This window comes from Arthrobacter sp. KNU-44 (assembly GCF_051843155.1).
Classification (GTDB): Bacteria; Actinomycetota; Actinomycetes; order Actinomycetales; family Micrococcaceae; genus Arthrobacter.
In genome coordinates this window covers 4779589-4790978 of the sequence record NZ_JBPXNG010000002.1, presented here as the reverse complement: position 1 = coordinate 4790978, position 11390 = coordinate 4779589, and the positions used below count along the sequence as shown (strand labels likewise).

Genomic DNA, 11390 nt, shown 5'->3' with positions numbered 1-11390 from the left:
CGTAAACACCGCTGCGTGGCCGATGACACCGATGTTACGCAGCTGCGCGTCGGCGATGACTTCATTGACAACACCCGGAATTATGCCCTCTGGGGTATGAAGGTCAAGGATGTAACCATCGCACCTGTTGTGGATGATCGGGGCCGGCCCGGCGAAACGGGGAGTTGCGGCGGCGTTACTGGTGAAATTATCAATTCCTCGTGGGCTTATCAGCAATGAGCGTCATGAACCCCTTTCATCCCCTGTCCCTTGGTCACCCAATAGTGGGGCAGGGAAGCGCGGCGCTCGGTCTCCTGCTGATCGAGGGCTCTCAGCGGCTCGGGCGGGCGATGTTAGCTGCCGGGTACAGCGGTCGCGGGGGGCGTCGCCGGAGCCGGTGTCGGCGCCGGGGCTGTTTGTGCCGGCTGGGCGGTGGCCGGCCCGGGAGCTGCTGTTAGTACCGGTTGGGCGGTGCCCGGCGGGGAGGCTGCCGGGGTCGGTTGCTGTGTGACCGGAGCCTGTGTCGGCGCGGACCCGGGTAGGGGAGACGTGCCCCCGTCGGGGGGTGCGGGGGCTGTGTTTGATGGGGTGTTACTTGGGCCCGGAGCGGTTGTCCCGGATGCGGATTGGGTTGCGGAGGGGTCGTGCGTGATGATCTGCTCGATGCGGGTCTTGTAGTCAGCGAGCCGGGACTGCAGTTCTGACAAGGGTAAGTTTTCGATGTTTGCCTCGAAGTTTCTGACTTCGTCCCATATTTTCGCCAGTTGCTCCGTTCCCGCTGGGCTCAGTGGGCGGTCGAGGGTCAGGACCAGCTGGTTGGCGAGTGCGTAGGTGAGGCATTGGACGCAGTTGTAGTTGGCGGCCGCGGCGAGATTCTGCGGAACGATCACGTTCGCGTGGCCCACAACGAGCACCACTTGGAAGCCGATCGCAACGGCGCCGCAATCGCGACAACTGGCGAAGGCGTACGCTTCGTTTTTGTTGATCGCCTGGCCGTCGTCAACCCAGACGAGGGCGAACGCCACGTCATAGGCCACGGACCCGTCTTTGGTGTTCACAGCCAGTGCCTGGTTCCCGCCGTCGCCCGGGGGCAACGGTTTGTCGAAGGGGAAGACCCAGGCGGGCGCTGCGGCGGGGGCTCCGGTATCTGCGGCGGTTGTTTGCGGGACCCGGGGGATCAGTATCATGGCCAGTTGCGGCTTGTCCGCCGTCGGCCTGACGCTGCCGGAGGGCCAGATGGCTGCTACTTTTCCCTGCGCTCCGTCTACGAGCCGGTTGGGTTTGGGCATTACCAAGGACACGGCGTCGGTGATGGTGCCGCGGTCATAGCGCTGGATTGGCCGGTAGGTGGAGGCGTTGGGCCACCAAGCGGTAATCAGCAGGGCGCAGACAAGGGCGCCGGCGACTGCGGCGCCGGCACGTCGGCCTGGACGGCCCCGGGTTTTCCGCCAAACCGCGCCGGCGCCTTGACGTACCATCCTGACGAGGACGATGCCTGTGCCGAGGATGGGAAGGGCAGCGGCGAGAATCATGAGGATATGCGCCGCGCCGCCGGGCAGGTCCCCATGGCCCCAGGCATCGCCGAGGAGGCTCTGTTGGCGTGCGATGCTCACCACAGCGGTGGCGAGCACGCGCGGGAGTGTGAGAATCATCATCACGATACTAAGGAGCAGGAGAGGCACTACGATCAGGACCCAGACGCTGACGACGGCGCGGGCCCAGGGTTTGAGGGCTTTGGACTCCGGCCTGCCCCAACGCCAGGGAAGAAGGCCCAAGAGGGTGGGCTTGATCCGATGGAAAAGATCCGGTACGCCGGTGAGGTCGGCGAGCACGTGGTATCCGTCGAAACGGACCAGAGGTGTGAGCTGGCGCAGCATCTGCAGGATCTGGGTCAGCACGACCAGAAGCAGCGCGTCGTAGCCGGTGGCACACCAGATCCCGGCGATCAGCACAGTGACGATAGCGTTGAAGTAGAGGCCGCCGAGGTCGGTCCTGACCCGGCCAGCGCGCCCGAGCCGGTATGAGTCCGTCACGTCCGTGTAAAAGGCAGGCCAGAACAGGTACAAGCCTGCGCCCATCGCTCCCGGAGTCGCTCCTCCGTAACGTGCTGCGGCGGCATGGCCGAATTCGTGGAAACCGGAGGAGAAGATCGTCACGGCGACTACAAGCAACAGCAGGGCCGGGTTCTCGAACGCGTCGTGGGTTGCCGATCCTAGTCCTTTTAGTGCCAGCACCCACCAGCAGACAAAAAGGAAGGCGCCCAGCACGGGCACGGCGATGAGTGGATGGAACAGGTGAGCAAACGGTGCGGTCAGCCGCCTGGTTTTCTCGGCATCCGTCACGGCGTAACGGAAGCGCAAGCCAAGCAGCGGATTGGACTTCTTGACTTCCGGCTGTGAGCCGTCCGGGCGCACCAGCAGACCCAACGGCCGCAGCTGGGAGTCGATCAGGGTGCGGACGTTCTCCTCGGAGACCCGGCGCCCGGATTTTTCGCTGACGCTCTCAGCAAGCTGCGCAGCGCTGCTTCGGCCGTCCACGGCGGAGAACACCATATAGAGCAGCCGCGTCAGCTGAAGGGTCTGTCCGTCTGCCCGGCGCACCAAAGACGGCGGTTCCCGGTAGCCCGATCCTTCCATTTCACCGATCAGCTCAACCCCGTCCGCACGGGACGGGTAGCGTTCGTCCGCGCCCGTGTCCGGTGAGCTGGCATAGTCGGCGGGGTCGAGCGGGCCTCCGGGAATCACCGTCACCGGGTGCTACTGCTGCAGGGTCGAGTGTTGGTTCGACGTGGCCGTGGCAGCCCCGTCGATGTGCTGGTTGATCACGGCGTCCTGCTGGGCGGCGGCCACGGCATTGCTATCGATCGCGCCGATGTTTGCTGCCACCCCGGCGTTGATCGGTGCCGAAACATTGGCGTTGGCGGCAACAGCGCCGTTGATGGGGGCAGCGATACCGGCGTTGGCGTCGAGTTTCACATCCACATTCAGCAGGTTCCCGTTCACGGCGGCGGTCGGATCGGTGACCGTCCCGCCAGCAGGAGCGGCCGGGGCCGGCGCGGCCGCAGCCTGTGGCGCTGTGTGGCCGATGCTGCTGTCCTGCGTCGAGTTCGCCGTCGCGTCGGCATTGATACCCTGATCGATTAGTGCGCCCTGATGGGCCACACCCGCGGCCGTGGAACCGGCCGAGAGAACGTTGGCCGATGCGGAGGCATCAATCGGTGCCGCGACGTTGGCGTTCGCGGCCACGCCAAGATCGATCGGCGCGGCCGCCTGGATTCCGAGGTTCAGGTCGGCGTTGAGGTCAAGGATGGACGCAACTTCCTTCGCCGGCAGCGCGGTGATGCCCTCCGCGGCCAGTTCTTCAGCGGACAACGGCTCAAGTTCCTGCTCTTCGTTCATCACAAACTCCATTTCCGGCGCAAGTATCCTGGCCGTTCAGCTCTATCGACAAACACTTCACCCACCGCTTCGGTGACTGATTTCGCACACAGAACCGCACCGGGAAATGGATCAAGGAAGAGCTCACCACCCCAGCGCCACGCTCTCCGATAAATAGTAAGGGTACTTTTCATTATTTGCGACCGGACATCTGTCCGCGCCTACACGGAAAGGTCAGCGCCAACAGTCGAATGGTTCGTCGATCCCGTTCAGGAAAAACTAAGCTTGCTTAGTATTAAGTCTTTCAGGCAAGAGGTGGAGCAAGATTCAAGATCGGGGATGGGCATCGGCCCGGAGCTCTAGCCGGGAGGATATGCGGTCGTCGCGTGGCCCTTTGGTCCGCTCGCCACGGCAGCAGGTGGGGCCCGGAGGGAGGGAATCGAGTTCGGGGGTTGGTTCCCCGGCCGAGAAGTCCGAGGCCAAGAAGTTGCTGGTTAGGGGCTTGTCGTATACGAAGCAGATTCGGCGGGTCGAGGTCCCCAGGGCGTGCTTTGATTTCCGACAGGCCTTGGATCTTGCTTTGGAGTGCGTTGTGGCCGCCGAAGCCGGTCTCGGGGTCCGCCGGCCAGGGGTGGCCGGATCTGACAAGGATATGGGCCCGTTGTGGCCGCCTCCAGCTGCGGTCACGTGGCTCGCTTGCCAGCTGTGCAGGGAGCTGGGCGAGTATCGGTTGGAGGTATCCCTGATCGAACGATGGCTCGCGCACTCAAATGCCGATCACGGAGAAGATCATGCCGTCGAGAAGATGAAATGGCGACTGGCCACAGCGAGTGAGCTCCTGCGGACCGGCCGTCGCCCGGCCTGGCTTCAGTGCGCGATCCTAAGCAACGCCCGGCCTTCGGGAGTTGCCGGGGATCGCCGCGGCCAGAATGCCGGCCACCATGCCCCTTAGGGGCGAGCCGTTGTCCCCGGTCCAGAATGTCTTGCAGGAATTCCCCCCCTGTAGCCCTACCTTGGCGGCCGGCTGCAACTCCCGGAGTTTGGGGCGCTTCTGACGTTGCCAAAGGGAAAGCATCGTCCACCTGATCTGTTGAAGTCGCAACCCGGCTACGGAAGTGGCAGAGCCGGGCCTGAAAGGAGGTCAGGTCCAGCCTGACGAAAGCCGTTTCGGAATTCTCGGCGCCGGTGCGGTCTCCAGGGCAGCTTCAGGGGGTGAGTAACTTTCACAGTCATTCCTCACCGTTTTCTCGCGGGTCGCGGTCTTGGGTTAGGGCACCGCCGGGACTGTGAGGGCTGCGGTTTCGGCAGTGGCCGTATGGGTGAGCGCGGCGAGCGAGACGGCCACGGAGTGGTCGGGCTCTTCCTCCGGTGTGCTGTGGGCTCGGAGCACCACGAGCGACTTCGCCGCGAGGGACACCATGCCGTCTGCTTCAATGGGCGCCGAGTCGGCGCCCACCCCGGCTGTGTCGATGAGGATGTCCCACGCCGGAGCATATTCGTCCGGGGGAAGCACGAACTTGACCTCGTCATCATGGGCGTTGAAGTAGAGCAGGAAGTTGACGTCCGTGATGCGCCGGCCCTGGTTGTCCCGGCCGCGGATTCCGTCACCGTTGAGGAACACGCCCACGGAGCGGCCGAAACCGTTGTCCCAGTCCTCCGGCTGCATGAGGGCTCCCTCCGGGTCAAGCCAGACAATGTCCGGAAGCGGTTCTCCCTCGCTCCTTTGCACGGGCCGTCCGTCGAAGAATCGGCTGCGCCGGAAGGTGGGGTGCTTGGCGCGCAAAGCACTGACCGCGGCCGTGAACTCCACCAAGGGCTGGTCCACGCTGTCCCAGTTGATCCAGGTCAGCTCGGAGTCCTGGCAGTAGCCGTTGTTGTTGCCCCGTTGCGTCCGGCCGAGCTCGTCACCGTGCAGCAGCATCGGGACTCCCTGGGACAGGAGCATGGAGGCGATGAAGTTCCGCTGCTGGCGGGCACGAAGGCCCAGGACCTTCGGGTCCTCCGTGGGCCCCTCGACGCCGCAGTTCCAGGAACGGTTGTGGGATTCGCCGTCGTTGTTGCCCTCGCCGTTCGCCTCGTTGTGCTTCTCGTTATAGGACACCAGGTCGGCCAAGGTGAAGCCGTCGTGGGCCGTGACGAAGTTGATGGAAGCCACCGGGCGGCGCCCGGAGTGCTCGTAAAGGTCCGCCGATCCGGTCAACCGGGAGGCGAACTCACCGAGGGTGGAGGGCTCGCCACGCCAGAAGTCGCGGACGGTGTCCCGGTACTGGCCGTTCCATTCCGTCCACTGCGGCGGGAAGTTGCCCACCTGGTAGCCGCCGGGACCGACGTCCCACGGCTCGGCGATCAGCTTGACCTGCGAAACCACCGGATCCTGCTGGATAAGTTCGAAGAACGTGGACAGCTTGTCCACGTCATAGAATTCGCGGGCCAGGGTGGATGCGAGGTCGAAGCGGAAACCGTCCACGTGCATTTCGGTGACCCAGTAGCGCAGTGAATCCATGAGCAGCTGCAAGGAATGCGGGCTGCGCACGTTCAGCGAGTTGCCGGTGCCCGTGTAGTCCATGTAGTGCTTCTCGTCGCCCTCCATCAGGCGGTAGTACGCGGAGTTGTCGATCCCCTTGAAGGACAGCGTGGGGCCCAGGTGGTTGCCTTCGGCCGTGTGGTTGTACACGACGTCGAGAATGACCTCGATGCCGGCCCGGTGGAGGGACCGGACCATGGCCTTGAAGTCCTGGACCTGCTGGCCGGTATCGCCCTTGGAGCTGTAGCTGTTGTGCGGGGCAAAGAACCCGATGGTGTTGTAGCCCCAGTAGTTGTTCAGCCCCTTGTCCTGCAGGATGCCGTCGTTCGTGAACTGGTGCACCGGCATGAGCTCGATCGCGGTGATGCCGAGCTTTTGCAAGTGGGAAATCACCGCCGGGTGGGCGACGCCGGCGTAGGTGCCGCGCTGCTCCTCAGGAACCTCGGGGTGGAGCTGGGTCAGGCCCTTGACATGCGCCTCGTAAATCACGGAACGGTGGTACGGGATCCGCGGGAGGTGGTCCCCGTCCCAGTCGAAGAACGGGTTGATGACCACGCCCATCATCATGTGGGGCGCGGAGTCCTTGTCGTTGCGGGAGTCCGGATCCCCCATGTTGTACGAGAAAAGCGCCGGGTCCCAGTCGATCTGACGGTGGATGGCCTTGGCGTAAGGGTCCAGGAGGAGCTTGTTGGGATTGAAGCGCTGCCCGTTGGCCGGGTCATACGGACCGTGCACGCGGTAGCCGTACTTCTGTCCGGGCTGGACGTGCGGGAGGTAGCAATGCCATACGTAGCCGTCCACCTCGCTGACGGTGTAGGAAATCTCTTCCCCGTCGTCGTCGAAGAGACACAATTCCACCTTTTCCGCCTTCTCGCTGAACAGCGCGAAGTTGGTTCCCGTGCCATCGAAAGTAGCCCCCAACGGGTATGCGGATCCTGGCCAAACGTCCATTCGTGCTCCTATTGCTTGGTCCAACACGGAATCCGGCAGGAACCCACGCACCTGCTCGGATCTGACCCGAATGCAGCCGCTGAGGGCGCCTTCTGTCTAAATTGCTAAGCATACTTACCTTACACTGTGCTTGGACTCCATGGTGGGGCAGGTTTTCGTGCTGCGGACCCGGTAATAAGGGCGGTGGCAGAGCGGTGCCGACGGCGGTTTCCCGGGCGGTGCGGCCTACTTCAGTCCGGGAACAGGCCTAGGCCGAACCCGTCTCTCCGGCCAGCGACGTCCACTATCTCGGCCCGGTCCACCAGCGCGGCGACGATGCCAGCCAACAGGGACGCGGGCCAGCCGCCTCCCGTTGCCTCCCGTGGGCTTGATTGCTTTCGCGATTGCTCGTGCGATCAGACCGGGATTGGTCCAGCCGGTGGTTCCATGTGTCCTGCCTGTCTGGGCAGCCGGAGCGGGTGGGTTCTGCGCGCCGGTGCCGGGTTGTTTGTTTCTGTGCCGGTGGCCTCGCTAAGGCGCAGGATGATTCCCGCGGCTTTCCTGGCTGAAGGCCGTTTGAGAGGGGCGGGGTTTGACATGTCGAGCAGTACCCTGGCCCAGCGCCTGGGCACGTTGCCGGGAACACGGGGCTCGCGCAGGGTCCTGGCGGCCATCGTTTCCAGAGGTGTTCCCGGGTAAGTTTTGGTGCCGGTGAGGCATTCAAAAGCGACTAGCCCGGTGGCGTAGATGTCGCTTGCCGCGGTCGGCGGGTGGCCGCGGGGCCTCTTCCGGGCTCAGGTAGTGGGGTGTTCCGGCGGAAGGATCCCGCGCGCGGCGTCTGCCGCTGGTCGCGATTCCTAAATCCGAGAGCTTCGCCAGGCCCGCCGTGTCGTTGCCGGATGAAGCACCGATGAGGATGTTTCCGGGCTTAATGTCGTTGTGAATGATGCGTCTGAGGTGTAGATGGGCCAGTCCTCACGCCCCGCCCGGCCACCGCCATGAAAGGCCGAGGCTAGACTAACGTCGCGGGGCGCGGCACTGCGGCCGCGCCCCGCGATACAAAGGGTGCCCAAGGTCAGTACGTGGGCGCGGCGGCGATCGTGAAGTACCGTTCGAGGGTGGACACGCCCCAAGCGTGAATCTGGCGCGCCGCGTCTGGGCCGATGTACCTCAAGTGCCATGGCTCATACGTATATCCCGTGACGTCCTGGTATCCGTCCGGATACCGGACAATGAAGCCGTAGCGCCACGCGTTGTTTGCCGCGAAGGCCCCGGCCGGTGTGGTCTGGAAGCAAGCTTGGAGGGCGCACGACCCGTCCGGGTTGCCGATGTCCATCGCGAGCCCGGACTGATGCTCGCTGTAGCCGGGCCGGGCGGAGATGATGTCGGCATAAGTCTGTCCGTATTGCGCAACGTACGAGTTGTAGACCGACGCCTGCTCTTCGTATGAGCGGTAGCCGCTTATCGTCGCTATGGTGACACCAGCCGCCGCGGCATCGTTGATCATTCGCTGCAACGCGTTGGCCGCATCAGATCGCATCTGCTGGCTTCCGACACCTACCAGCGCGGACGGGACGTACGACGGCGGGCTGAGCGGCAGCCGCTTGTTGATCGCCGCGAGCGGATTCCAGTCCCAGAGCGTGTACGACATGGGAGCAGAGGGATTCCAGGTAATGCGTCCACCCCAGAAGTCCTGAGAGCAGCTGCCCGAACAGGCCTCCCCTGACGTCGGGTATCCGAACGGCCCGTTCTCCCACCCATAAGTCGCCCAGTAGGAGCCGATGCTGCCCCAGACGGGATTTGTGCCGAACGCGGGCGACCAATAGATCTTCCCGGCTTGGAAATCCTGATAACAGCCACCGCCGCGCAGCCCACAGTGCTCCCCACCAACCGCATACCCGAGCGGCCCAGTCTCCCAGCCCAACGAGGCATACCGCTGAAGAATCGCCCCCCAGACCGGATTCGCACCCACCGCAGGCGACCAATAGATCTTCCCGCCTTGGAAATCCTGATAACAGCCACCGCCCCGCAGCCCACAGTGCTCCCCACCAATCGCATACCCGAGCGGCCCAGTCTCCCAGCCCAACGAGGCATACCGCTGAAGAATCGCCCCCCAGACCGGATTCGCACCCACCGCAGGCGACCAATAGATCTTCCCGCCTTGGAAATCCTGATAACAGCCGCCCCCCAGCCCACAGTGCTCCTCGTCGAGGGGGTACTCCAACTGACTCCCTTCCCACCCCAGCTGCGCCCAACGGTTCTCGATCCCGCCCCAGGTCGCGTGGGCGCCGGATGCCGACGACCAGTGAATGCTACCTGCTTGGTAGTGCCGCACGCAGCCGTTGTCACGCGATCCACACCAGCCGACGTCAAGGGGTTGGCCGAGTCTCCCTGTGCTCCCGCCGAGCCGCTGGTAAGCAGCATCGATAGCTCCGCCGTCGTCGAGGGCCAGCGCGGCTGGTGCAATCGTCGCCAGAGCCAGGAGAGCGGCGAGGACTCCGGCGATCCGTCGGACCAATGGCTTCATGCGTCCCCCTATTTGTCCCAGACCGGCCGCTCGGCCTTGTTTCGATTCGTCATGCTAGATCCGTTCACCCGCTGCTGACAAGGATCCGAGTTGCCTTATGGAAAACCTCCGGATAGCGGCGTGGTTAGCGGGTGCAGGCGACTAGTGGCTATACCCGTTTCCACGGAGCTGACAGTGAATGGGCTCTGCGGCCGGGCTTCGCCCTCGAGGGCTTCCGCCAGTACGGCGGGGATACGCGTTGTCATGCGCCAATCCTCACCCAGCGCAGGGACATTTCCCGACACACCGGGCATGTCGTTGGCGAAAAAATCAGCGAACCCACCTTTTCGGCCCAAACGGGCCGTGACCGTCCCGGTGGGGATCCCTCAGCGGGCGCTGACCGGTATCTTCTCGCCGGTGTGACAGCATGTGTTTGTGTCCTTCGACACCGGCCTGCACGACGGCCCGCGTGTTCTAGGGGTGGTGCGGGCCGGTGCTGAAAATGACACGCAGGAATGCGAGGCGGGGAAGAAGGAACTTCAGGCGGCGGGCTTGATGTCGACGCCCTGGGTGGTGACATCAAGGGTCGCTGCGTGTGTGAGCGCGATCCGGATAGACCACTCTGGGCTCGTCGAACTTCCGGTGCGGCCGAGGGTATTGGTGACGTGCTCCGAGTCCGCGTCAGTGATCGCGGCCGCGGGCAGCGCGCGTTGGAGGGCACCTTCCGGGGTGAACGTCGTAGTCCTTGTCGCCTTCCGTCCTGCCGGTCTCGTTCGGCGTTGGGTTGTTCGGTGTCGGGGAATGGGGTCAGCGTGGGAGGTGGAGGACGAGCCCGAGGACGCCTGCGGCGGCCCAGTCGGTGACGGCCTGGCTTGTGAGGACGACGACGGCCCCGGCGAGGGCGACCGCCGCCGTGGCCGTTGCCCCGGCGACCAAAGCCTGGACGCGCCGGTTGTCGCGGTGACGTATGAACCATTTGCAGAGGATGACGACCGCGGGGTAGATCGGAGAAACCAGGCCGGTGCTGTCCCCGTCCCGGACAAAGACCATGCGGTAACCATCCCATTTGGGCTGAAAGCTCATGTCCCCAGGCCGGGCGGCGGGAACCAAGTTGACGGCTTCCGCCAGGGCGACCTGGACCGGCGGCCGCACCTGCTCAAAGCCGAGTTCAGGCCCGGTACAGGGGAGTCTGGCGCGCTTGCTCCCGGAGGAAGTCGCTGGCAGCCCTCGGCACGATGCCGCGTCGGCGGAGCGGCTGGTCGTCCCATCTCACTTCGACGGTGTCCATCAGCACTCCGTTGCCGAACACTGTTGACAATGCGTCGTTCGGACGCGCGAGCAGCCGGGCAGCGAGCCTGGCGAGAGGTCGCGGTACCCGTCGGACCTTCATCCGGCGGCCTGTAAGTTCCTCGGCGATTTCGACGGCTTCGTTCTTCGAGAGCGGCTCGGGTCCACCGACCTCGATCAGCGTCGGCGGATCGGGCTCCAGAGCGACTGCTGAGATGAGTGCTGCAACGTCGTCGGTTGCCACGAAGCGGACCTTGTTGTCGCCTTTGCCTATGATGATCGCCTTGCCGCGGGCGATATCGAAGCGTCCGACCGGCCCGAGGTGGATCTCCTGGAAGGCATCCGGGCGGATGATCACGCGCTGCATCGATGAACCGGCGAGGCGCTGCTCGATCGTATGTTTTGCGTGCTCCAACGCGGTGCCGCGTCCGGAGTCCACGCCCGAAAAGGACACGTAGACGAACCGCTTCACCCCGGCCGCCTCGGCCGCTGCGACGAGTGAGGCGATGCCTTCCTCGTCAACTCGCTTGATGGTTGCGGTGCTCGCGCCTGCGAGTCGCCTGACGAGAGTGCTGGCCGTGGCGATGACAGTATCGACTCCCCGGCATGCGGCGTTCAGGCTCGGCGGGTTCGTCAGGTCGCCGCGTACGATTTCTGCTCCTGTTTCCCGCGGTGTGCTGTCGTCGGTCTGCCATCGGACCAGGCAGCGCACGTCCTGTCCTTTGGCTCGCAGTTGGCGGACGACTCTTCCGCCGAGTTCTCCGGTTCCGCCCACGACCAAGATCAT

General features: G+C 64.4%; 8 protein-coding genes. 1 reads left to right on the top strand and 7 read right to left on the bottom strand.

The features are described 5' to 3' along the window. A partial coding sequence (locus ACSVHC_RS23445; protein ID WP_439181367.1) for a hypothetical protein occupies positions 1 to 219 on the top strand: 219 nt, incomplete at its 5' end. 113 nt (positions 220 to 332) lie between these two features. On the opposite strand, the gene ACSVHC_RS23440 is transcribed toward ACSVHC_RS23445, so the two are convergent. The 7 genes from ACSVHC_RS23440 to ACSVHC_RS23410 all read right to left on the bottom strand — a co-directional run bounded on the left by ACSVHC_RS23440 (position 333) and on the right by ACSVHC_RS23410 (position 11390). Continuing rightward, positions 333 to 2729, bottom strand: coding sequence for a hypothetical protein (locus ACSVHC_RS23440; protein ID WP_437773691.1), 2397 nt, complete (start codon positions 2727 to 2729; stop codon positions 333 to 335). Between the two features lie 6 nt (positions 2730 to 2735). Then, entirely contained in the window at positions 2736 to 3377 is a 642-nt protein-coding gene (locus ACSVHC_RS23435; RefSeq protein WP_437773692.1) for a peptidoglycan-binding protein, read from the bottom strand. A gap of 1246 nt (positions 3378 to 4623) precedes the next feature. Continuing rightward, entirely contained in the window at positions 4624 to 6831 is a 2208-nt protein-coding gene (gene glgX, locus ACSVHC_RS23430; protein ID WP_437773693.1) for a glycogen debranching protein GlgX, read from the bottom strand. 699 nt (positions 6832 to 7530) lie between these two features. Further along, positions 7531 to 7782, bottom strand: a complete 252-nt coding sequence (locus tag ACSVHC_RS23425; RefSeq protein WP_437774012.1) for a protein kinase domain-containing protein — start codon at positions 7780 to 7782, stop codon at positions 7531 to 7533. Between the two features lie 103 nt (positions 7783 to 7885). Next, entirely contained in the window at positions 7886 to 9337 is a 1452-nt protein-coding gene (locus tag ACSVHC_RS23420; RefSeq protein ID WP_437773694.1) for a D-alanyl-D-alanine carboxypeptidase family protein, read from the bottom strand. 786 nt (positions 9338 to 10123) lie between these two features. Then, the gene (locus tag ACSVHC_RS23415) at positions 10124 to 10399 is read right to left on the bottom strand and encodes a hypothetical protein (RefSeq protein WP_437773695.1); all 276 of its coding nucleotides are present in this window, start codon (positions 10397 to 10399) and stop codon (positions 10124 to 10126) included. Positions 10400 to 10484: 85 nt separating this feature from the next. After that, complete coding sequence (locus ACSVHC_RS23410) at positions 10485 to 11390, bottom strand: SDR family oxidoreductase (RefSeq protein ID WP_437773696.1); 906 nt, start codon at positions 11388 to 11390, stop codon at positions 10485 to 10487.